19 protein-coding genes are annotated in these 24,631 nt (G+C 47.6%); 11 read left to right on the forward strand and 8 right to left on the reverse strand.

Going from position 1 to position 24,631, the window contains the following annotated elements:
• The first annotated feature begins 221 nt into the window (after positions 1–221).
• From DXA74_RS11980 to DXA74_RS11995, 4 genes are read left to right on the forward strand one after another with little or no spacing between them, the layout of a single operon-like run.
• The gene (locus tag DXA74_RS11980) at positions 222–3,485 is read left to right on the forward strand and encodes an exodeoxyribonuclease V subunit beta (RefSeq protein ID WP_118527910.1); all 3,264 of its coding nucleotides are present in this window, start codon (positions 222–224) and stop codon (positions 3,483–3,485) included.
• A gap of 25 nt (positions 3,486–3,510) precedes the next feature.
• On the forward strand, positions 3,511–6,390 hold the full coding sequence (locus DXA74_RS11985) for a PD-(D/E)XK nuclease family protein (RefSeq protein WP_118527912.1): 2,880 nt from the start codon (positions 3,511–3,513) through the stop codon (positions 6,388–6,390).
• A 60-nt stretch (positions 6,391–6,450) separates the two neighbouring features.
• Complete coding sequence (locus tag DXA74_RS11990) at positions 6,451–7,248, forward strand: SDR family NAD(P)-dependent oxidoreductase (RefSeq protein WP_118527914.1); 798 nt, start codon at positions 6,451–6,453, stop codon at positions 7,246–7,248.
• Positions 7,245–8,381 (forward strand): LOG family protein, encoded by a 1,137-nt coding sequence (locus tag DXA74_RS11995; protein WP_118527916.1) that lies wholly within the window; start codon positions 7,245–7,247, stop codon positions 8,379–8,381. Before DXA74_RS11990 ends, DXA74_RS11995 begins: the two co-directional genes overlap by 4 nt.
• Here DXA74_RS11995 and DXA74_RS12000 read toward each other — a convergent pair.
• The 5 genes from DXA74_RS12000 to DXA74_RS12015 form a co-directional block, all read right to left on the reverse strand.
• Positions 8,378–9,301, reverse strand: coding sequence for a hypothetical protein (locus DXA74_RS12000; RefSeq protein ID WP_118527918.1), 924 nt, complete (start codon positions 9,299–9,301; stop codon positions 8,378–8,380). The two genes, DXA74_RS11995 and DXA74_RS12000, sit on opposite strands and share 4 nt — an antisense overlap.
• A 185-nt stretch (positions 9,302–9,486) precedes the next feature.
• Positions 9,487–9,741: a hypothetical protein gene (locus DXA74_RS16225; protein ID WP_147401105.1), complete on the reverse strand. Its 255-nt coding sequence runs from the start codon at positions 9,739–9,741 to the stop codon at positions 9,487–9,489.
• 229 nt (positions 9,742–9,970) lie between these two features.
• Complete coding sequence (locus DXA74_RS12005) at positions 9,971–11,263, reverse strand: hypothetical protein (protein ID WP_233550529.1); 1,293 nt, start codon at positions 11,261–11,263, stop codon at positions 9,971–9,973.
• Between the two features lie 18 nt (positions 11,264–11,281).
• Entirely contained in the window at positions 11,282–11,845 is a 564-nt protein-coding gene (locus tag DXA74_RS12010; RefSeq protein WP_118527920.1) for a hypothetical protein, read from the reverse strand.
• Positions 11,846–11,894: 49 nt separating this feature from the next.
• The gene (locus DXA74_RS12015) at positions 11,895–12,566 is read right to left on the reverse strand and encodes a GIY-YIG nuclease family protein (protein WP_118527922.1); all 672 of its coding nucleotides are present in this window, start codon (positions 12,564–12,566) and stop codon (positions 11,895–11,897) included.
• A 138-nt stretch (positions 12,567–12,704) separates the two neighbouring features.
• Between DXA74_RS12015 and DXA74_RS12020 the strand changes: the two genes are divergently transcribed.
• Positions 12,705–13,775: a glycerate kinase gene (locus tag DXA74_RS12020; RefSeq protein WP_118527924.1), complete on the forward strand. Its 1,071-nt coding sequence runs from the start codon at positions 12,705–12,707 to the stop codon at positions 13,773–13,775.
• Positions 13,776–13,801: 26 nt separating this feature from the next.
• On the opposite strand, the gene DXA74_RS12025 is transcribed toward DXA74_RS12020, so the two are convergent.
• The 3 genes from DXA74_RS12025 to DXA74_RS12040 form a co-directional block, all read right to left on the reverse strand.
• Entirely contained in the window at positions 13,802–15,301 is a 1,500-nt protein-coding gene (locus DXA74_RS12025; RefSeq protein WP_118527926.1) for a PH domain-containing protein, read from the reverse strand.
• Entirely contained in the window at positions 15,288–15,803 is a 516-nt protein-coding gene (locus DXA74_RS12030) for a PH domain-containing protein (protein ID WP_118527928.1), read from the reverse strand. Before DXA74_RS12030 ends, DXA74_RS12025 begins: the two co-directional genes overlap by 14 nt.
• 667 nt (positions 15,804–16,470) lie before the next feature.
• Complete coding sequence (locus DXA74_RS12040) at positions 16,471–17,100, reverse strand: Crp/Fnr family transcriptional regulator (RefSeq protein WP_118527932.1); 630 nt, start codon at positions 17,098–17,100, stop codon at positions 16,471–16,473.
• A 278-nt stretch (positions 17,101–17,378) separates the two neighbouring features.
• On the opposite strand from DXA74_RS12040, the gene hcp reads away from it, so the two are divergent.
• The 6 genes from hcp to aat all read left to right on the forward strand — a co-directional run bounded on the left by hcp (position 17,379) and on the right by aat (position 24,612).
• Complete coding sequence (hcp, locus tag DXA74_RS12045) at positions 17,379–19,037, forward strand: hydroxylamine reductase (RefSeq protein WP_118527934.1); 1,659 nt, start codon at positions 17,379–17,381, stop codon at positions 19,035–19,037.
• 322 nt (positions 19,038–19,359) lie between these two features.
• Entirely contained in the window at positions 19,360–20,121 is a 762-nt protein-coding gene (gene ric, locus DXA74_RS12050) for an iron-sulfur cluster repair di-iron protein (RefSeq protein WP_118527936.1), read from the forward strand.
• 140 nt (positions 20,122–20,261) lie between these two features.
• The gene (locus DXA74_RS12055) at positions 20,262–20,822 is read left to right on the forward strand and encodes a hypothetical protein (RefSeq protein ID WP_118527938.1); all 561 of its coding nucleotides are present in this window, start codon (positions 20,262–20,264) and stop codon (positions 20,820–20,822) included.
• A gap of 291 nt (positions 20,823–21,113) precedes the next feature.
• Positions 21,114–21,428, forward strand: a complete 315-nt coding sequence (locus DXA74_RS12060) for an ATP-dependent Clp protease adaptor ClpS (protein WP_118527940.1) — start codon at positions 21,114–21,116, stop codon at positions 21,426–21,428.
• 5 nt (positions 21,429–21,433) lie between these two features.
• Positions 21,434–23,938 carry an AAA family ATPase gene (locus DXA74_RS12065; protein ID WP_118527942.1) on the forward strand — a complete coding sequence of 835 codons (2,505 nt, stop codon included), beginning with the start codon at positions 21,434–21,436 and terminating at the stop codon, positions 23,936–23,938.
• Positions 23,939–23,943: 5 nt separating this feature from the next.
• A complete protein-coding gene (gene aat, locus DXA74_RS12070) occupies positions 23,944–24,612 on the forward strand; it encodes a leucyl/phenylalanyl-tRNA--protein transferase (RefSeq protein ID WP_118527944.1) in 669 nt (222 codons plus the stop codon).
• The last annotated feature ends 19 nt before the right edge of the window (positions 24,613–24,631 follow it).

The raw sequence follows: 24,631 nt of genomic DNA on the forward strand, positions 1-24,631 counted from the left end.
CGCAAGAAGGACGCTGAAGAGCTTAGTTGCGGATTTGAGGGGAAACAGACTCTGAAAAAACAGCCACCAATGCAAGCAATCTCCAGGATGCTTCGAAAAATCTATTTCGGGATTTCCCACAGCAACTGACCGTGTATGAGATTCATAGTTTTTTAGTTGCGGATATGCCGGTATCTCAAAAGAATTTTCTATCTTTATTCCAAAATAAACGATTATTCGCTATGGAACAAGATCCTCATTTATTAGTATATCGCGCTTCTGCCGGTTCGGGCAAAACATTTACTCTGGCTGTGGAATACATCCGCCAGCTTATCGAAGACCCGTTTGCCTATCGGCGCATTCTGGCCGTGACCTTTACGAACAAGGCTACTACCGAAATGAAAGAACGTATCCTGAGCCAGCTTTACGGCATCGCCCATAAAGACCCGGCCTCGGACGGTTATCTCAACAAAATCCGAGAGCACTCTTCCAAGTCGGATACCGAAATCCGCGAAGCCGCTGCCCAGGCCTTGAAAAACATCATCCATGACTACAGCCGTTTCCGCATCGAAACAATTGACTCTTTCTTCCAGTCGGTGATGCGCAATCTGGCTCGCGAACTGGAACTGGGTGCCAACCTGAATATCGAACTGAACAACGGTGAGGTGCTGAGTGATGCCGTCGACTCGATGATCGAGAAACTGGACCGCCGCTCTCCGGTGCTCCACTGGCTGCTGGAATATATCGAGAACCGCATCAGTGACAACAGCCGTTGGAATGTATCGGGCGAAATCAAGTCGTTCGGAAAAAACATCTTCAACGAGGTGTATCTGGAGAAAGGACAGAATTTGCGCGAGAAACTCGGAAACACGCAATTCATTGCCGGATACCGCAAACGCCTGAATCAGTTGAAACAGGAAACGGAGGAGATCATGCAGGGATTCAGCCAGCACTTTGAGGAGGTACTGCAACAGCATGGTTTGGAACCCAATGACCTGAAAAGCGGAAGAAACGGCATCGGCAGTTATTTCCGGAAACTGGCCAACGGCAACTTCAAGGAAGATGTGCGGAATGCTACCGTGGAGAAATGTCTCGAAGCACCGGAAAACTGGACCACCAAGACCTCTGTCAACAAGGATGTCATCATCGGGCTGGCTCAGTCGGAGCTGATGGAAACGCTGGCTACCGCCGAAGAGCTGCGTCCACGGGCTAATCTGAAAGTAAACTCCTGCTCATTGGCCTCACGCTATCTGTATAACCTGCCTCTGCTGGTGCATATCGATCAGGAGGTGCGCCTGTTGAATGAGGCACACAACCGTTTTCTCCTGTCGGACACAAACGCTCTGCTTCACGGACTGATCCGAGAAGGCGATGCCTCGTTCATCTATGAAAAAATCGGTACGACCATTGACGTGGTGATGATTGACGAGTTTCAGGACACCTCGCGCATGCAGTGGGAGAACTTCCATCTGCTGCTGGAAGAGTGTCTGGCACAGAAGGACGGCAGTCTGATTGTGGGCGACATCAAGCAGAGTATCTACCGCTGGAGAAACGGAGACTGGCGTATTCTGGCCGGACTGGACCGAGACCCGAGTTTCCGCGTACGCACCCAGACGCTGGATACCAACTGGCGAAGCGAAGCGAATATCATTCATTTCAATAACCTGTTCTTTGAAGAAACCTGCCGACAACTGGCTCAGGAGGATGCCAGCATCGGCAAGGAGGGCTATCCGCAAATACTGGATATTTATCAGGATGTGGCGCAGAAAACACAAAAGCAGGAAAAGGGCTTTGTGCGTGTTTCGCTCATTCCCGACAACCGGAATCGGGAGGCTTATCAGGAAACCGTATTGCACGAACTAGGCAAACAGGTGGACGAGCTGGTGCAGAGCGGTATCCGCGAGAATGAGATTGCCATTCTGATCCGAAAGAATAATCTGATTCCGCTTATTGCGGACTATTTCGACAAGAATACATCTTATCATATTGTATCGGACGAGGCTTTCTGCATGGATGCCTCTACGGCGGTGTGCATGCTGGTGGACTGCCTGCGCTATCTGGCCAATCCGGACGACCGCATCGCCTGTGCCCGTCTGGCTGTGGCTTACCAGCACGACGTTTTGGAAAAGGATATTGACCTGAACACCGTTTTGCTGAACCGGGTGGAAGACTATCTGCCGCAAGCCTTTACCGGACAACTGGAGAAATGGCGTCTGTTGCCGCTGTACGAACTGCTGGAACAGCTCTTCATTCTCTTTGAAATGAAACGGATTCAGAAACAGGATGCCTATATCTGTGCGTTCTATGATGCCGTGACCGAATATCTGCAGAACAAATCTTCGGAACTGACGGCTTTCATCACCTACTGGGACGAGACGCTGCATGCCAAGACAATTCCTTCGGGAGAACTTTCGGGCATCCGCATCCTTTCCATTCACAAATCCAAGGGACTGGAGTTCCACACGGTACTGCTGCCGTTCTGCGACTGGAAAACGGAGAATGAAACCAACAATCATCTGATTTGGTGCACCGTGCCGCAAGACCAGCAGGTGGCTCCCGTTTTCGATGAACTCGACCTCATTCCGGTAAACTATTCATCGGCCATGAAAGAATCCGTGTTCCGCGACAGTTATCTGGAAGAGCAACACAATCTTTGGGTGGACAATATGAATCTGCTTTACGTGGCGTTTACCCGTGCCTGTCAAAACCTGTTTGTATGGGGACGGCAGGGAGGAACGGGTACCGTATCGCAATGGCTGGAAGAAACCTTGCTGGCTCTCTCGGCACGTGACAAAGTCACCTTGCGCCAGGAAGAAGCAGCCAGTGAAACGGACAATGAGGAAGAAGCTACCACTACCACCGTATTCGAATACGGAACGCTCGCGGCTCCCGAACGGAAGGAGAAGGAAAGTGATAAATCCGCCTCAACCAACCATCTGACCGCCCCACGCACAACCGTTACCATCTCTTTGGATTCCTTGCAGGAACAAACCGACATTGAGTTCCGACAGTCCAACCGTTCGGCCGCTTTCATTGATACCGAAGGCGATGAGGACGAGGTGAACTATGCCGACCGGGGAAGTCTCCTGCACTATCTCTTTGCCTGCATCAAACAGGCCGATGACCTGGAAGGAGCCTTGGAGCAACTGCGCTTCGAAGGTCTGTTCCGCTCGGAAGAAGAGGAAGCCCAGGTGGCCCGCATTGCCCGCAAGGTATTGGATATACCACAAATCAAGGATTGGTTCGGTCCGGAATGGGAAGTATATAACGAGTGCACCATCATCAGCCCGACAGCAGACGGCGGCGTCCGCTCCGAGCGACCGGACCGTGTGATGAAAAAGGGCGACCGCCTAGTGGTGATTGATTTCAAGTTTGCCCGCAAGAATCCTCGTCATGCCGAGCAGGTACGCGAATACATGCAACTGCTGCACCAGATGGGTTATGCGCAGGTAAGCGGATTCCTGCTCTACGGATACAGTCAGGAACTGGAAGAGATTACGGAATAAAGTGTCCCACAAAAACAAACAACAAATGGAAACTTTCTTAAAGCAAGTAGCAATAGACCTATATAAGAAGACCGGCGGCGACCTGTCGCACACCGCCGTGGTCTTTCCAAACAAACGTGCGGCCCTGTTCTTCAACGAGTATCTGGCGCAGGAAGCCGGTCACCCCATCTGGTCACCGGCCTATGTAAGCATCAGCGAACTGTTCCGCCAATGCTCCTCCCTGCAAATCGGCGACCCTGTAAAACTGGTGTGCGAGCTCTACAAGATTTTCCGGAACGCCACAGGAAGCCAGGAATCTCTCGATGCCTTTTACTACTGGGGCGAGCTGCTCATCAGTGATTTTGACGATGCGGACAAGAATATGGCCGACACGAAAACCCTGTTCAGCAACCTGAGCGACTTGAATGAACTGACCGATCGTGAAGAATTTCTCGAGGAGGGACAGAAGGAGGCACTGAGCCAGTTCTTCCGGAACTTCTCCATCGAGCAGAGCACGGAACTGAAAGACCGCTTCTCGCGTCTGTGGTCGCAGTTGGGAAACATCTACCGCGAGTTCCGGGATGTGCTGCACCGCCAGGGACTGGCCTACGAAGGAATGCTCTATCGGGAAGTCATCGAACAACTGGATGTCACGACGCTTCCTCATCAGCGCTATGTGTTCGTGGGATTCAACGTACTGAACAAGGTGGAGCATACACTCTTTACACGTCTTCATGAAGCGGGCATGGCCTCTTTCTACTGGGACTATGATGAATTCTATCTGCAGAAGCATCCGCACGAGGCCGGCGAATTCATCCGTCGCAATCTTCGGGATTTCCCGTCCGAACTGCCGCCGGAACTTTTCCGGAATCTGAACCGTCCGAAGGAAATCACTTATGTGGAGTCCTCGACCGAGAACGCCCAGATCCGTTATCTGCCCCAATGGCTCGGCGAAAATCTTACCGAACAGGAAAAGGAAACGGCAGTAGTCCTCTGCAACGAGGCGCTGTTGCCTTCCATGCTTCATGCCCTACCCGGCGAAGTGCGCCACGTGAACATCACCATGGGATTCCCCATGTCGCAGACACCGGCCTACAGTTTTCTGAACGCGTTGCTGCAACTGCACACCGAAGGCTACAACCCCAACAACGGACGCTTTCTCTTTGCCGAAGTGGTGAGTCTGCTGAAGCATCCTTATACCCGCATGCTTTCGGAACAAGCCGATGAGCTGGCCCGCAAGCTGACCACGGACAACCGGTTCTTTCCGCACCCCTCCGAACTGCAACAGGACGAGGTGCTCCGATTGCTCTTTACCCCACGCACACAGAATGCCGCCCTGTGCCAACTGGTGAGCGATGCGCTGAAACAGGTGGCCTTGGTGTATAAAAACAAACCGAAGGAAAAGGACAACGAGGCCTTTGACCAGCTCTACCGCGAAGCGCTGTTCAAAGCCTATACCCAGATTAACCGTTTCCACTCTCTGATCGAAAGCGGAGAACTGGAAGTCACGCCACAGACATTGGTACGACTGGTCAATCGGGTGATGTCTTCCAGCAGCATTCCTTTCCACGGCGAACCGGCCATCGGACTGCAGGTGATGGGTGTGCTCGAAACCCGTAACCTGGACTTCCGTCATCTGATTCTGCTTTCCGTGAACGAAGGACAGTTGCCTAAAGCCGGCGGCGACACGTCCTTTATTCCGTACAATCTGCGCAAGGCTTTCGGCATGACCACCATCGATCATAAGATTGCGGTGTTCGCGTACTATTTCTACCGCCTGTTGCAACGTGCCGAAAAGGTCAGTCTGGTTTACAACACCACCAGCGACGGTCTGAACCGTGGAGAAATGTCGCGCTTCATGCTCCAGTTCCTCATCGAATGGGGCTACGACATCAAACGGGTCAAGCTCGAAGCCGCGCAATCCCCACAGGGAAGCGAAGAGATTCTCATCCGCAAGACCCCGGAAATCATGAAGCGTCTGCAAAGCATCTACGACCAACGGGTGAATCCGCGGGCCCTGATTTCCCCGTCAGCCCTGAACTGCTATATGGACTGTTCACTGAAGTTCTATTATAAATATGTGGCCGGGCTCACCGCTCCCGAAGAGGTCAGCGCCGAAATCGACTCGGCTCTGTTCGGAACCATCTTCCACGATGCCGCCGAGCATATCTATAAGGATCTGACTGCCCGCAACGGAGTCATCACCCGCCAGCTGTTGACGGACCTGCTCAGCAAAGAGCAGGAACACACGCTGCGAGAGTATATCGACCGCGGATTCCGTGAGCATTTCTTCAATCTGCCAGAGAACGAGCGACCGGAATATAACGGTATCCAGTACATCAATTCCGAAGTGATCTACCGCTACATCCGTCAGCTTTTGGAGAAAGACCTTCAATATGCTCCTTTCTCGCTGGTCGGCTCTGAAATAAAAGTGCGGGAGAATATCCGCATATCCACCCCGAAAGGTGAGATTCACAGTTGCATCGGCGGTACAATCGACCGCATGGACTTAAAGGAAAACTGCCTGCGCATCGTAGACTACAAGACGGGAGGAAAGAGCGGTTCCACCACCAGTGTTGAGGCGTTGTTCGAACCGTCGAAAAACCGTTCGGGCTACATTTTCCAGACTTTCCTTTATGCCGCCATCTTGTGTGAGCAGTCTGAAGAGAAATTCAAGGACAAGGACATCACGCCGGTATTGCTCTATATCCACGAAGCGGCCAATGAAGATTATTCTCCGGTCATCAAGATGGGTGAAGCCCGCAAGAAAGAAGAGGTAACCGATTTCCGGAAATTCAATACGGACTTCCGCACGCATCTGAAAACACTGCTCGAAGAGATTTTCAATCCCGACGGTGATTTCCGGCAGACCGAGATAGAAGAGAAATGCGCCTACTGCGATTTCAAGAATTTATGTAAGAAATAAACAAGACTCAGATAAGACGATCAACCAGTCATTCTGATAAATGATAAAGAAAAACAGATCATGGAACATCAAACAATACAGACTCCCGATTTTCAGGGAAAAGTGTGCGTGATTACCGGCGGGGCTGCCGGTATCGGCCGCTGCCTGACCGAAACTTTTGCCACCTTAGGCGCACGTGTGTACTATATCGACAAGCAACTGCATGACGAGCCTCATCCCGAAACCATACGGGAACGGATATTTCCTTTTGAGGGCGACATTGCCGAAGAAGAAACGCTAAACCGTTTTGCCGACTGGTTGCTGGAACGGGAGGATCAGATTGATATTCTCATCAACAATGCCTGTCTGATGCTCGGTGGTGTCCTGTCGGGATGCAGCTATGCCGATTTCCTGTATGTGCAGCGGGTTGGAGTCGCCGCCCCCTACTGGCTGACCCAACGCTTCAAGGAACACTTCCGCAAGGGAGCGAGCATCGTCAACCTCTCCTCTACCCGAGCCTTCCAATCACAGGCCGACACCGAAAGCTATTCGGCCGCCAAAGGAGGCATCACAGCGCTGACTCATGCCTTGGCCGTCAGTCTGCGAGGCATAGCCCGGGTTAATGCCATAGCGCCGGGCTGGATCGAAACCCAGCCTTATCACCCCGAACAGAGCGATGAAACTCCGGAATATGCTCCGGCCGATCTGTTGCAACATCCTTCGCAGCGCATCGGTACTCCCGAAGACATTGCCCGTGCTGCCGTATTCCTCTGCCAACCGGAAAATGATTTTGTAAACGGAATCTGCCTTACGGTGGACGGAGGCATGACGCATCAGATGATTTACCACAACGATTGTAACTGGAAGATGGACGTATGAAACACATTGAAATCAACACACCCGAAGAAGCTCTCCAACTGTTGAAGAGCAAGAAACACATCAAAGGATATGCTTTCCAAAGCATCGATTTCAGTCCGTTCAAGACAGAAGCGGCAGCATGCACCTTCCAGAACTGTCTGTTCTTGGGTGGTCATCTGCCTTTGGACATGCAGCGGGCCGTGGAAACGGAGAATCTGGTTTTTCCGAACATACAGGTGCCTTTCAATCCTTTTATCGGGCATCTGTATGATGCCTTCACGCTCTATGCCCACTACGTACCCGGACAACCGGAAACCTTCAAGCAGACATTCGATCAGATTGTCTACCGTCATTACCTCACGCTCGGCAAGGAAATGTCATCAGCCATCGACATTAAGGAAACTCTGGCACGCACCCTGCACGACCATTCCATCAGCAACGCCCTGCATGAGTTTTTAAGTCAGTACGACGAACGGAGCATTGTGGGCATCATGGGCGGTCACGGTCTGAAACGCACGGACACCTGTTACCGACAAATCGTCAGCCTCAGCAAACAACTCACCGAAGAGGGTTTTCTGATGATCAGTGGCGGAGGCCCCGGAGCGATGGAAGCCACCCATCTGGGTGCGTGGATGGCCGAAAAGACCGAAGCAGAACTGACAACAGCTCTGGAGATTCTGAAACAGGCCCCAACCTTTGACCATCCGCTCTGGCTCGACACCGCCTTCGAGGTGATGCAACGCTTCCCTCAGATACAGTACCAAAGCTTAGGCGTACCCACATGGCTCTACGGTCATGAGCCGGCCACACCCTTTGCCACCCACATAGCCAAGTATTTCGACAACAGCATCCGCGAGGACGGCATTCTGACCATCGCCAAGGGAGGCATCGTCTACACCCCAGGCAGCGCCGGCACCATGCAGGAGATTTTCCAGGACGCCACGCAGAACCATTACGAAAGCTTCGGGTATGCCAGTCCGATGATTTTCATGGGCGAGGAGTTCTGGACACAGGAAATTCCGGTCTACCCCTTGTTGAGTTCTTTGATGAAACGGGGCAGATACCGGAATCTGTTACTTACTCTGACCGACAAGCAAGAGGAGATGGTAAGCGTGCTGAAAGCATTCCGTGACGCATCGCCCCAAGAGTCCTAATCCCACATGAACTCTTCATTACTTTGATCATTCAGGTCTATACACGCCTCTTCAGCAAACAGCGCTTTCCCCTCTGAACAACATTCCTGCAAAAACAGCTGAAAATCCGGATGACCGTAAAAAATAAAAGTCGTGTGAATACCGGGGCAAAAATTCCGAAGCCGGTTTATCTGCCGTTTTATCGCCTGGAGCTTATCCAGGCGGTAATTCGGTTCTGGAAAGGCAATCAGCACCACCTTAGGCATTGATTTCTCCAGCTTCGCAGCCACCTGCTTCCAGCGTACCTCTCCCGATATCAGATCATCAATACTCAGTTCTGCTATCGGAGCAGAATAATAAGAATCATCATTCAAATAGGCTCCCAGAATCTTTTCAGCGAAATACCGTGCCTCCTCTTTTTTCCCGCTTACGGCCAGAAATCTTTCGGAATCCGTCTGTAGATATCTGCGATGCAGCAGACGGACAAGCTTGAGCAGTACGGACCGGTTAAAGTTCTTCTGACAGAACTCATCCCACGCAGAGCATTTCATCATATAGGCCGCAAAGAACCATTTCTCGGACGACGGATCCAAATCTTCCAAATCTACCCGAGTAAAGTGATAATACACATCATTAATCTTTCCGAACCAAATTGGATAACTATTCCGATAAACGAAAATATATAAAGGCGACTCTCGATTGTAAAAAAACACAGGTACTTGAAAGTTGATTCGTCGTGGGCCTTTCCCACCCAAATATCGGGAACTTACTCCTTGCAGAAAAAGGTTATCCGAAAAAATACGTATTGACAGTTCATAAGTTTCGGGTGGAAACTCCGGAAACATCAATTGAATATCCAAAAAGTCGTCAACATATTCAGGTTGATAATTATCAGGTTCTTCCAAAAACCATTGAACACGTAAATAAGTTTTTTCTTCCATAAAACAACAAATTAATAGGATTAAACATACATTTTTGATAAAAAAAGGAAACCATGCTTCCCAAGCTTATTGTATTTCTTCCGAAACGTCTTCCTTATCGGATACATTCATCAGAAACTTTTCTTGGAAAACATACAAAAAGACCTCTCCTTCCCCAGTCGAAAGAGAGGTATGCAGCCAGTAAGTCAAAGAGCACAGCAATCCTGTCCGCCGCAAACTGCGACAGCATTCCGGATGATGATTTCCTTTTCACTAATGGAGTTTTCTACCACCGGAATCAGCAAAGCATAAAGAATTGCTTGTTTTGCATCTTTGAATACTGTTTGTTGTTTTATGTTGTTATAAACAGAGCATAAGCAATGCTCCTGTCGGCACAAAGATAATCTATGTTTTGATATTCTGCAAGTATATTTGAAAAATTGAAAGATTCTTACTTCCATTGCTATATCTAAATTCTGGGATCAAATCTAACGATGTAAGTTTTCTGTCCTCATTCCAAATTACAATTACCTCAATACTCCAAATACTTTCTATAAAACTCCTCGTAAAAAACTTTAAGCTCAGGTATTTTATAAGTTCATTTAAAGAAGTTTTAGTCATTAGTTCTCAGATAACTTAGTCAAAATGAAAACATTATTTATTATTTTTCTCTAAGGAAAATATTTACACTTATTTTCTATAAAAACGCCATTGTCTATTACATTTCTTGTAATATTTTCCAGATACTGCAAAATATTCAGATTGCAAAGCAGTTGATAAATTTCTATACTGAACGACACTTATCTCGTCCTTTATATAATTTTTATCACTATCTTTCATATAATAATTATTTTCATCTTTTTTATAAGCAGGAACATTCAATCTACAGTTCGTACCGACTTCTACATAATCCGTATTATTTTTTTCATTAATCCATTCTATTGTCAAGGGATTATTTAACTGCATACCTTTTAATAAATCCTCATAAAGAAAAGTAGGACGTTTTTCATGCTTCTTTTCTTCCTTCCAACATCCATCTACAAAAGACTCCACCTTATATCCTCTTATTAAGAACGAAGCTCTGTATTCCTCTTCTGGATTTTCGAAGGTTATATCAATACCGGACGAATGACAATTAAAGGCTCCCAGAGCAAAGTATAGAAGAGCTTCATTTTTTTCATGATCAGAAGTATGATACATTGCCGGATCCTTCAAACCGTTCTCTTTCTCTTCATGATAATAGAATTCAATATCTTGCAGTGTAATACGTCTTATGCCATTGATCAGAAAATACCCTCCGTACAAAATTTTCTTGGCCAAAACAGTAAACTGTTTCTGCAACACATCTTTCTTTTCCTCTTCCGGCACATTGACCACTCCAGTAAACTCCTTAAGTATGTAGTTAATACCTTCTTTATTATCCAACTCATTCAATATCTTGTCCCATCTGTTTTCTGCACTCACCTTAATAGGATTTATAAAAGCCTCGTGCTTATAGTTGTCCTCTTCTCCCTCTCCCATAAGCCATTTTAATTCGAGGCCACAGGCATTTTTCAGATTCACAGGCTTCGAACGATAAGTCGTTTTCCATCGATTCACATACCAGAAATTACTTTCAGAGGATAAAGCTATCATTTCTTCTCGAGTCAGAATATAATACCGAAACTCCATTTTTACTCCTTCCCCAGAAACGTGAACAAAGACCCAAGGGCCTTTAATTTTTTCTTTCAAATAGTCTTCCGTACATTTGCCTAAAGTCATCCCAATAGGAAAATTACAATCTCTACAGGTTTTAACCTGTATACAAACAGCGTTTTTGCTACTTGGTAATGAACAGATCAGATCTATTGCTTCATAATCCGGTCGAATTATATTTGCATTGACAACATTCAATCCTAACTGCATTAACTTAGTCTGCACCAGATTTTCTCCAATTGCACCTAATTGTTTTTTATTTAAAATCGTACTCATCACACCATTCATAAACAAAAATTACTAACCTTACCATTCAACTGATTTCAATTTAGCCACAAGGGTACGTTTCGTTTTCTCTTCAGTTTCATGAATCAAAACATCATCCATAAAAAGGATGTCCGCCGGTTTTCTTCTCCAAGGTTCTTCGTTCGTTTTATAGAAAAGATTGATTATACAAATTGACTCTTTTATATTTGCATACACCTTTTTGATATTTTCAGTCAAAACATTATGCCCGTAAGTTCTTATAAAAAGAGTTTCTGCATCTTCTATATTTTCTTCTGTCTGATCCATTTCATTACCAAAAGCACCAATCCAGATTCTCATATTGTCATTTTCATGAAAATCCTTGTAGTGCGTATGATAACTATTAAGACGTTTCTCAATCCCATCAGCCTTTTTATGAATTCCAAAATATGCATAAGTTCGGGCATTTGAGTAGCCCTTACCTCTTTTATTACCAGAAAAGAAATAAAAATTAAATAAAGAATTGTCGCAGGTTGAATTTTTCTTAAGATAGTCCTTCATTTGCTGTATATCCTTAAAGGGGCCAACCCATTGAATGGCAAATGTTTTAGTAATATCTTCCATAGAATGTATTCATTAAAAAGTTATATTTTCATTGATAATAAGAAAAAAACTATCCTTCTTTCTCATTTCTCAAATCACTCAACTTTTTCCCCTGATAACTGAAATATTTAGGTCCTTGGTAAGTTCCGGAAGCGGTTTGCATTTCTTCCGGAAGGAAATTCGCCGTAAAAGCAGAAAGGCTGTACAAACGTCCGTCGTATTCAATCTTATCATCACTGGCCACACGAACAGAAAGATTCAGAGGATCAAAAGTTACGGTATCACCCACATTCAAACCGATCATGTGGAATTTAAATGGCGGTTTAGGGGCTTTACGCTGTTTCTCTTTCTTCTCCTTTTCGAACTTATGGTCTTCTTCCTTGTTTTTACTGACAACAGGCTTGCCGTCTATGTATATCGTCAGCTCTGCATCATCCAGCAAATCCGCAATATCACGCATGATATCCAAGGCTACAGAAGGAGCAATATTGAAGAACTCACGGTTCTGTCTGATGCGCAAATCGGTCAACCGGTCTATCTGTTTGTGTATTTGTTTCTCAACTTCAGAATACTTGCGTGTTCTTAAAGTGGCATAAATTTCAAAAGGCAAAGGCACCGCCGTATTGTCCAACTCCTTACTGCGAACATCTACCGGCCGGGAACTTTTTCCTATTTTTACCCAATCCGCACGGAAACTGGGATTGGTCAAGATATAAACATAACCTAATTTGTCTTTTTCCATAATTACGTTTTTCATTTCATATTACAAAAATAGGCAAATGAATTTATATGCCTTATAAAAAGACTCTTTTTCTTTGTTTTTGTAAAGCTGTGGCTTTTCTTTTATACCTTTGCATGGAGAAAACAAAAGCAGAAAGTCATGAAGATTGTATTGGCCATAGATTCGTTCAAAGGTTGCCTCAGTTCGCAAGAGGTAGAAGAAACATTTGCCGGAGCTCTGCAACAGCAGGGTGCCGAAGTCATAGCCCTGCCCATGTCGGACGGAGGGGAAGGAATGCTCGAAGCTTTTATCTCGACTCTGCAAGGTAGCTTTATAGATGCACCAGCTCACGATCCGTTGATGCGCCCTATCCGCGCCCGTTATGGACGGACTGCTGACGGTATGGCAGTAATCGAAACGGCACGGACTTGCGGACTCACTCTCATGACGGCAGAAGAACGCAATCCGCTTCTCGCCACTACTTACGGTGTCGGTGAGCTGATTGCCCATGCCATAAAACAAGGTTGCCGTAACTTCATCATCGGACTGGGAGGAAGCGGAACCAGTGATGCCGGAATGGGAATGCTTCAGGCCTTGGCTGATATCTTTACCACCAATCAAAAAATAGAAGAGCTTCCGGACAGTTGTCTGAATGAATGCCATTTCACATTGGCCTGCGACGTTCGCAATCCGTTGTATGGTCCGCACGGAGCCGCGCATATCTTCGGTCCGCAAAAAGGGGCTACCCCCGAAATGGTCTGCCAACTGGATGAACGGGCCAAACAGTTTGCCCAAGAATCGGCCCGACGAATGGGAAAAGACTTGTCGCAACATCCCGGTGCCGGAGCTGCCGGCGGACTGGGTTATGCCTTTCTGCAATATTTCCACACCCGTATGGAATCCGGAGCCGACCTTCTGCTCGATCTCATACATTTTGACCAACAACTAAAAGGAGCAGATCTGGTGATTACCGGAGAAGGTCATGCCGACCGCCAAACACTTATGGGTAAACTGCCCGAACGCGTTCTGCGCCACGCCCAAAAGCAGAACATTCCCGTTTGGCTTCTGGCCGGACAGGCTGACGATACAGCCCAATTGCTTGAAGCTGGTTTTGCTAAAGTGGATAGCATTACTCCTAAAGAAATGCCGCTTGAAGAAGCTCTGCAAGCTGAAACGGCAAAAAGGAATATCAGAAAGTTTATATTCGAAAAACTTCTTTCTCCAACCTGAGAACAAGATGTTCCTTTGAATCAGGACTAATGATTATAGCATTTTAATAACAGCAGTTCGTAGATATCTTTTGCTTCCTGCTCCTTAAGACTTCTTATTGTGAATGATGTTCCATTTGTAGAAATAATCAGTTTTAATCGGTGGGTATATGAAGTAAAGGGCGTAGCAACCAACCGTACAACTTCTATATCGTTATACTTTATATAGTTGCATACCTTAGCGAATTTTCCATTACTTACTTTTATGTAATCTTCCTTCAGCTGGATATAACTCTGACGCACCGCCAAAAGTCCCTTAACTAAAGAAATCATCATATATATTAATGGGATAATAAGCCAAACATATAACCCGTAATAACATAAAACTATAGCAATAGAAAAAACAATCATGACATCAAGCATAATGGTATATCCCAAGAAGCCATAGCCAGATTGAGCAGATAAAATTGTCGACGATGACTTATAGTCTTTTCCCAACCACCAGTTTAGTAAATCACCATCATGAGAAGAGCCGTAAATCTTTATCTCTGTACCATTTTTCTTATCTGTAGCATTAAGTGCTTGCTTGATTATAATCGTACAATAGCCGAACCATCTTTCAATAAAATTTCTCTTTACATAAAGAGTACATACTTTGTCAAAGGAAAACCTGCTACTATTTCGCGAAATCAACCCGCTCTCAAAAAAAAGTTGTTTTTCGCTAATCTGTATATCCATATTATAATAATGCAGGAATACTGTTCCCAACCAGAAAAATAACATTACAACGTATAAAATTACAACTGCCACAAGAACAGAAGGTATAGACCATATAAAAGAGCCAGACTGCGTACCCACATAATCAATGAAATATTCTGTAGCTTTCTCATTAACCGCTGTTATCTGATTATAAAAAGCAGCAAATGCACTAAACAATATAACCATACCTTTAAAATGATTCTGGCATAAAGCTCCTTTAATCAGATTCTGATTACTGACTTCCAATTTTTTAATTGCAGCATTGGAACACGTTTTTTGCCCGGTAGTTTCGTCATCTGGTTCTTCAATTGTGCTTTTCTCCTGAATTTTCACGCAATCTAACAAAGCATTCCAATCTTCATCATTAAGAATGAATTCTATTTCTTCTGTTTTGGAAGCAAGCGTATCAAACGATACACCTTTCATATCAAACAAACGATAAATGAAACCACTTTTAGTACGTAATGAATGTATTTTATTCAATGGAACACTCGTCCTTTCCTGATGAATCACGCCATGAATAAAAACCAGATTATGATCTTTTACATAATATTTCTTGAAGTAAAAGTTGAGAAAAGACGTAACCAAAGCCAAGACCAAGAACCCTGCCACATAAAACAGTAGCATCATTATGTTCTCCATAAAAGAGTTCTCACGCAAAGAACCGAAAAATTTGAAAACGACCAATATCAAGAAAAGACTCATATAACTCTGCAGGGCCTTCATGAACAGAATTACAAAAGCACTTTTACTCATTCGGCGTGGAACAGAAAAATCATTTATTTTCATATTTCATACGTTCTATTATAATTGCTTTAATCTCACTTGCTCTTTCTTCTGTAAGTCCGGGAATACTTATTTCAGAAAGTAACTGTGCACCGTTTACGATATCAATAACATAAAGTCCGAATATACGAGAAAGCGGATTCTGGCGTATGCTGACTTGTTGTATTTTGCAGAAAGGAATAGAAGTAACCGACAGGAATATAATTCCTGAACGATATGTGATGTCATGTTCGCGAATAGCAAATCCTTTGTTTGCAAAAATCTTAGGCAATAGTAGGAGATTTACAGATAATACAACCAAAAGGACAAATTCAATGCAAACAGTTATCATCAAACGATGGTCAAGACCTTCAGCCAATAGAAGCAACAGTACGAGTCCCATCAAAACAAGATAAGACAATATTGTTTTGATAAACTGTACTCTTAGATATTTCTTCTCCAAAGGAAGATAAGATAGATTTTCTACTTTATCGAAGTTCTCAAAATATATTTGTTTGTTTGTCATATTATTCTTGATTTAAGTTTATTTCTCATAATGTGTCAAAAACAAATATATCATAAATTTCATTGACAGAAACTATTCACAAAGACTGATAAAAAGAACATTATCATTATTTAACATCGCCTTAAATTGAAAATCCTACTGGGAAACAAATATCATGCTGTATGAATTATAGAAACAAAATATCACTATGCAACCAGAAACTCAAGATTTATGTATCTTTTAAAATCAAAAACCCCATTTCTCTTACCACCCACTTCCTCAAAATCCTTCATCCAGCAGACAATTCCGCATTTTTATACAGATAACATGCAGAAAAACACGGATATTTATGCAAAATACAACGGTTTTATGCACCAAACCGCCATGGCAGTTCTACAGAAGCAGCACAGTGATTCCCAGAAAATGCCCTGTTGTTCCATTAAATTCCTCCTGATCAAGTGTTCCAATCATCAAGAAGAATTTTATTTTTACAAAATATACACTTGTTATTTTCTATTTGATGGTTTTCTCGGAATACTAAATCAGCATATTACATTCTACTAATCAGCCTATTATACCTATTTCACGTTTCTCAAACTCCCGCTTTCACCAACCGCTTGTTCCCTCCTCTGCATATTTCGCAGTCTCGCGCACTGAAAATAGCAAAATGACATTTTGACAAACCGAATCAGCCTTCGTGATCGGCAGCCACATAACCGCCAGACTCTTTCCGCACCCGCCCCTGCTCCACCAACAGGGAAAGGGCACGCGAGAGCGACGGGCGCGCCACTCCCATAATGAAAGCCACCTCCTGAATATTCTGGATGCAGCCGTGTGTTTTCAGATAACTCAGGATGCGGGTGGGCAGACTCTGCAAAGCGAACTCATTCAGCTTGCGACTGAGAAATACACTGCGGTCGGATATGTTTTCCAGAAAACGGCGCAGCACGGTGCGGTCGGCTTCCATCATCTCCAGAAACACTTCACGGGAGATGAACCACACCCGGCAGTCGGTCGCGGCAATGAGCGTCACCGGAAAACGATTCTCGGAACCGTACAGAAAGGCAGGAGCCAGAATCTCGGGAGCATGCAGCGTTTCGATTACGATTTCCTTTCCTTCATCGTGCGTCATGCGGGCTGAGACACTGCCCGAACAAAGTAGCATCAGCGAACGGCAGGGATCGCCTTGCAAGGCTATCAAGTCGCCTTCGTGATAGGTCCGGATGCGGTTGGCCGATTGCTGAAGCAAACGGTCTATGCGGTTGCGGTCGGACTCGGCAAAAAGCGAAAAATCGTATAAATCATAGAATGTAGGCATAGTTTAACTTTCATTATTATGGGGTGTAACATAGATTACGCGCCACTTTGAAAACGGCGACTATATTTGCGCCGAAAACAGTTGCCGGAAGCAATGCCTTATCACCGGCACAAGCAGACAACGATGGTTCGGGAAGCATCATCCGGAATCGGAATTCCACGGAACTCCAAGCAATGGGCGTAATGGCGGTATAAAAATAGTGATTTTTCCATCACAACAACACAGACCGGACCAGATAAACGATAAAGATAACAACAATTAAAAAACGATAGATTATTATGGAACAGAAAATGTTTTGCTTCCAGTGTCAGGAAGCGGCTCAGGGAAAAGGATGTATTTTAAAAGGTGTTTGCGGAAAGACGGCACCGACCTCGGCGGCTATGGACTTGCTGCTTTATGTGGTGAAGGGTGTCAGTGTAGCAGCGGATGCGCTGCGCACAAACGGTCAGCCGGTGGATAAGGACGTGAACCGTTTCGTGACGGACGCATTGTTTTCCACCATCACAAATGCCAACTTTGATGAGGCTTCCATCTGGCAACGGGTACAGCGGGGCTTGCTGATGCGCGACAGTCTGGTACAGCAGGCGACGAAAGCGGGTGTGTCTCTGCCGCAAGCGGATGTACTCACCTGGCACGGTGCGTCGGACGAGGAACTGAAAGCAAAAGCGACAACCGTGGGAGTCACCAGCGAGACAGACCCCGACAAGCGGTCGCTCAAGGAACTGGTGCTTTACGGACTGAAGGGAATGGCTGCCTATCACGACCATGCCATCCGTTTGGGATATGAGGACGAGAGCATTCATGCGTTCCTGCAACGGGCACTCAACCAAACCACCGTGGGGAATCTTTCCGTGGCCGAACTGACGGCGCTGGCACTGGAAACAGGTGCTGTGGGCGTACAGGTGATGGCATTGCTCGACCGGGCGCATACGGAGTCGTACGGTCATCCGGAGATTACGGAAGTGAACATCGGAGTGCGCCAGAACCCGGGTATTCTGATCAGCGGGCATGATTTGCACGATCTGGAGGAACTGTTGCGCCAGACCGAGGGTACGGGGGTGGATGTCTACACGCACGGCGAAATGCTGCCGGCTCATTATTATCCGGCATTCAAGAAATATGCTCACTTTGCGGGCAACTATGGCAATGCGTGGTGGAAGCAGCGCGAGGAGTTTGCCACCTTTAACGGTCCGATTGTCTTCACCACCAACTGTATCGTACCGCCTGCAGCCGATGCGCCTTATCGCGACAAGATTTTCACGGCCAACGCCACCGGTTATCCGGGTTGCCGCCATCTGACGGAGGATGCCGACGGACGGAAGGACTTCTCCGAGGTGATTGCTCTGGCCAAAAGCTGTCCGTCGCCGACTCAGATTGAAACCGGAAGCATTGTGGGCGGCTTTGCGCACAACCAGGTGCTGCAACTGGCCGACAAGGTGGTCGAGGCGGTCAAGAGCGGAGCCATCCGTAAGTTTGTGGTGATGGCGGGCTGTGACGGACGCATGAAGAGCCGCAATTATTACACGGACTTTGCACGTGCCTTGCCGCAGGATTGTGTCATTCTGACAGCCGGATGCGCCAAATACAAGTACAACAAGCTGGATTTGGGAAATATCGGAGGCATCCCGCGCGTGCTCGATGCCGGACAGTGCAACGACAGTTACTCGCTGGCGGTCATCGCGCTCAAGCTGAAGGAGGTATTCGCTCTGGAGGACATCAACGAACTGCCCATCGTCTACAACATCGCATGGTATGAGCAGAAGGCGGTCATCGTTCTGTTGGCACTGCTGCATCTGGGTGTGAAGCACATTCATCTGGGGCCTACCCTGCCGGCCTTCCTTTCGCCCAATGTGGCTCAGGTGCTCGTAGAGCAGTTCGGCATCGGTGGCATCAACACGGTGGACGAGGATTTGAAAGCGTTCGGATTGACTTGCTGAGCAGTGTAAAAAGTATTCTTTGAAAAACCTTCAAAAAAGATTCGCAAAAAGATCAGAAGGATTCAAAAGGGACACTGATGATTTCAAAGAAACTTCTGAGAAGGTCCGGAAGCATTCAAAAATACTTCTGAATCAACTCAAGGAGCCACGACTCATTCCGGAACATTCAAGACTTTCAGAAAGGTCGCAAAAGCTCCTGCAAAACCCGAAATGGCTCAAAAGATTTTCAAAAGGTAGTGAAAGCCTTTTGATCCAAGAAATAAAGAAGTACGGTTGTTATCGTGCAACCTCCATTCAAGAACTTAATAAAAGAAAAACGAAAATGACAAATAAAGAAGATTTGCTGCGTACGCCCATCGGAACTCTGGTGGCACGCGATTTCAATACAACAAGAGTGTTCAAACAGTTCGGTCTGGATTTCTGCTGCCACGGGCAGGATGATCTGGCCACAGCCTGCCGCCGTCAGCAGGCAGATGCCGATGAGGTGGTCCGCAGTCTGGAGCAGTTGCACACCATGCCGCACGAAGGCAGAAGCATCCCCTTTGCTTCATGGCCGCTCGACCTGCTGATGGACTATATTCTGAAGATTCATCATCGCGGCATCCGCACACGTGGTCCGCAGTTGCTGGAGCTGGTCCGCAAGGTGGCTCAGGTGCATGGCAGTGCCCATCCGGAACTGCTGGAGTTGCAACAACTGATCGAGGAATCACTCACCGATCTGGAAGCGCATCTCCAAAAGGAGGAACAGGTGCTCTTCCCTTATCTCTATGAGCTGTTCGAGGCTTCGGCCGAAGGACGCATGCTGGAGCCGATGCACTGCGGCAGCATTGCCAACCCCATTCGGGTGATGCATCTGGAGCATGAGCATGAGGGCGACCGTTATCTGCACATCCGCAGTCTGACGGACAACTTCACGACACCGGCAGACGGTTGTGCGTCCTACCGCCTGATGATGCAGGAACTGGAGGCATTTGTCGATGCGCTCTTCGAGCACATTCATCTGGAGAACAACATCCTCTTCCCGGAATTCCTGAAGCTGGAGGAGCAGCACACAGCCGGAGGTCCCGTTTACCGCATTGACTGAAGCTATCATCCAGACGGAAGAATCTGCTGTCTGATAAACGGGAAGCATCACCATCTGTAACTGAAGATTCCCTGTAAGAAAGCCGGATTTTTCCGGCTTTTTTTATAGCTTTGCAGGAAAATCATTTTCATTTGACACACATGGAATATAAAGACTATCTGGCAGCTTTCGAACAGAAGCTGCAAAACGAATTGCTGAAATTGTGTACCACCTGTAAGATGCTCGACGGCACCTTGCTGGCTACGGACGATATAGACGAACACTGGAAGAAACTGGGCCCGGAATATCTGGCAGACGCTGTGGGACAGGTACAGCAGTACCCTACCGTTTCGGTGGCCTGGGCGGCTTACCTGGGCATGGCCATTGCCTATGGTTGGGATGCCGACTGGAATACGACATCAAAGGCTCCTTATCAGGCGTTCTACGGAGAGCAGGGCTTCGATGATATGGACGAGTTTATCGTGCGTGATCTGCTGGGCATCGCGCTCGACAGCGAAGAGGCTGCCATACTGGAACGCATGGTACGCAGTTGCGCCCAGAAATGTGTGGACATGATCCGTCGCGAACAGATCGAACCGCAGAGCCCGCTGGCTTATCACGTATTTGCCACGGCTTCAAAGACCATGTATCGCATCGGTGCCGCACTGGAGCTGAAGCGCTTGGGATATAAGTTCGAAAAGATGGACCTGCCGAGTTGCTGACCGATTGGAAGCGACACGTTGGGCCATTCTCCTGCAAAATTTAAAAAGCATTTAAAAGGCTTTTAAAAGGTGCCGGGAATGCTTCAATGGTTTCGGGTTCCTCAAAAATTTTCAAGAAAGCTTCAAGGCGTTTCAAAGCTTCTTCAAAAAGAAACAGGAAGCTGTTTTTACAGTCCTTCGGGAGGCTCTTCTGTAAACCGAAAAGAATGGGAAGGACTTCAAAAGAAGCAGAAACAAAGATACCGGATTTTTAAAACAGTTAATGGTTTTATAAAAAACAGAACAACAAATATGGAACAGCAACAAAACAGCTCGCAGGAAAAAGAGCGTGTGGACCTGAGGGAGCCGCGGCGCTTCAAGGTGGTGATTCACAATGATGACTTTACGACCATGGACTTCGTGGTGCTGGTACTCAAGACGGTGTTCTATAAATCGGAAGCCGAATCGGAACAGCTCATGCTGTTTGTGCATCAGAAGGGTGCAGCCGTGGTGGGCATCTATTCCTACGACATGGCACGCACCAAGGTGCAAAAGGCTACAGACATGGCGCGCCGCGAAGGATTTCCGCTGCGCCTGAGTGTTTTACCCGAGGACGAAGAACTTTAAACGACATGAAACAGACTTATTATTGCCAGAAGGCACTGAACCGGGCCCGCGATCTGGCGGAATCGATGCGCCACGAATACATCACTCCGGAACATATTCTGGTGGGCATCCTGGTGCAGCAGGGCTTTATGATGGCACTCGATGATGTAGGGGCCGACCCCGAAGAACTGTCGGCGGCTCTGTATGACTATCTGGATCATAAAATGGAACAGATACCGGAGGATGTATCCTATGAACTGGAAGTTTCCGTCCAGACCACCCAGCTGATTCAGATGGCTTGCCTCATGGCCGAGCATGCCGATCAGGACACGATAGACATACCGCATCTGGTACAAGGACTTTTGGCACTCGAGGATTCGCAGGCCAATTATCTGCTGCAACGGTGCATCAACGGACAGAAAACGGAGTTCCTCAGCGAACTGGTCACGGAATATGCGGCCATCAAGGATATGAAACTGCCGGACGCCGCGCCGGAAGGGGATTATCCGGACGAGGAAACGCCAGAAGCGGAGCCGTGGCGCCGCATGGTGGTGTGCCTGAACGACCTGGTGGAGCAGCATAATCCGCTCATCGGTCGCGAAGAGGAAATGGAGCGCACCATCCGGGTGCTCTGCCGCAAGGACAAGAACAACCCGCTGCACGTGGGCGAACCGGGTGTGGGAAAGACAGCCCTGGCCTATGGACTGGCTGCCCGCATCGAAAGCGGCCAGGTGCCGGAACGCCTCATCGGAAACCGGATTTACGAACTGGATCTGGGGGGTATGGTGGCCGGAACGCAGTATCGTGGCGAATTTGAGAAGCGGTTGAAGAACGTGATGGAGGGACTTCGTAAGGAAGGCAATGCCATTGTGTATATCGACGAATTTCATAATCTGGTGGGTGCGGGCAGCTCGAATGAGGGTTCGCTCGATGCGTCCAACCTGTTGAAACCATATATGGAAACAGGGGAAATCCGCTTTATGGGAGCCACCACCTATGAGGAATATAACCGCTATCTGGCCAAGAGCAAGGGACTGATGCGCCGCTTTCAGCAGATTGACATTGCCGAACCGAGCGTGGAAGAGGCCACAGCTATTGTGGAGGGACTGAAGAAACGGTATGAAGATTTCCACGGAGTGACGTACGACGAGGGTGTCGTGGCTTATGCCGTGCAGACCAGTGCCCGCTTTATCAACGACCGCTTCTTGCCGGACAAAGCCATCGATCTCATTGACGAGGCGGGTGCTTACCGAGAAATGCATCCGGCTGCCGACGGTTCGCGCCGTGTGGACCGGGAGCTGATTCAGGAGATTCTGGCACGGATCTGTAAGGTGGACAACCTGACGGTGCAGGAAGAAGGAGCCGAAGAGCTGATGCATCTGCCGGAACGGATGGCGCAGCGCATCTTCGGACAACAGGAGGCCGTGCAGGCTGTAGCCGAAGCGGTACAGCTGGCCAAAGCAGGACTGACCGACGAGAACAAACCGATTGCGAGTCTGCTTTTCGTGGGACCGACCGGTGTGGGTAAAACAGAGGTGGCCCGGGTGCTGGCCGACGAACTGCATCTGCCACTCGTGCGCTTCGATATGAGTGAATATACGGAAAAGCATACCGTGGCCAAACTGATCGGTTCGCCGGCAGGTTATGTGGGCTACGACGACGGCGGACTGCTCACCGATGCCATCCGCAAAACACCAAACTGTGTGCTGCTGCTCGATGAGATCGAGAAGGCGCATCCGGACATCTTCAACATTCTGTTGCAGGTGATGGACTATGCCGTGCTGACAGACAACAAGGGACGGAAGTCGGACTGCCGCCATCTGATTCTGCTCATGACTTCGAATGCCGGTGCTCAGTATGCGCATCAGGCTTCGGTAGGTTTCGGACGCGTAGTCGAAGCGGGCGAAGCGATGATGAAACAAGTAAAGCGGACCTTCAAGCCGGAGTTTCTGAACCGTCTGTCGGGCACCATCATTTTCCACGATATGAACGAGGAGATGGCGCACAGCATCCTGAACAAGAAACTGGGTGAACTGAACACGAAACTGAAAGGCAAAGGTGTGGAGATGACCGTAACCGATGCCGCACACGGCTGGCTCTTGTCGCAGAGTATGACCCGCGAATACGGAGCACGCGAGATGGACCGTGTCATCGGCCGTCACCTCAAACCGTTGCTCATGCGAGCTCTGATTAGCGGAAAGCTGAAAGCAGGAAGCACGGCGGTCATTGATCTGGCAGAAGGAGCCTTGCAGCTTTCTGTTAAGGAGCTGCAAGCGGTAACAGAAAAGAAGCCGCGTAAAGCGAAAACCAAGGCTACAGAAGAAACGCTGCAGCCCAGCCGGACAACAAAGGTACCGACTTCCAGAAAGCACTCTCCGAATAAAGAGGAAACTCCGTTGCACGCCCGGACAACAGAAGCGCAAACCGCTTCAAAAAAGATGCCGTCTGAAAAGGAAACGGCATCCCCTGAGAAAAAGAAAAAGGCGACTTCCAAGCAAAAGAAACAAGACCAAAAATCCAAACAAGAATAAAAGATATGGTATTCCAACTGACTGATGAAATCGGTTTCCCGGACCCGAAGCTGGGTGATCCGGACGGACTGCTCGCTGTGGGCGGTGACCTCTCGGTAGACCGTCTGCTGCTGGCTTACTCCTACGGCATCTTCCCGTGGTATGCGTTCCGCGACGGGATGATCCAATGGTGGTGCCCGATGGACCGCTTTGTGATCTTCCCGAGCGAGATTCATATCTCCCACTCCATGCGCAATCTGATGAATAAAGGTTGCTATCGGGTGAGCTTCAACGAGGCGTTTGAAGAGGTGATCCACCACTGCGGCGAGTTGCGCATGCAGGAAGAAGGGGCATGGCTCGGACCGGAAATGATGGAAGCCTACACCCGTCTGTTCGAGCAGAATCTGGCGGCAAGCGTAGAAGTGTGGGAAGGCGACCGACTGGTGGGTGGTCTCTACGGGGTGTGCATCGGAAAATGTTTCTTTGGCGAGAGCATGTTCTCTCTGGTCCCGAGTGCTTCCAAGCTGGCACTCATCCGATTGGCTCAGTTTCTCGACAGCCACGGGGGCACATTAATTGATTGCCAGTTTGAAACGCCTCATCTGAAAAGCATGGGCGGCAGACACATTTCCTATGAGGAATATATGGCTCTGCTGCGTCAGGATGAAGAAAAGGAAACCGATGCCCCGGATTAAACAAACGGAGAATCCAATA

The organism is Bacteroides sp. OF04-15BH (assembly GCF_003477995.1).
In the GTDB taxonomy this organism is placed as follows: domain Bacteria; phylum Bacteroidota; class Bacteroidia; order Bacteroidales; family Bacteroidaceae; genus Paraprevotella.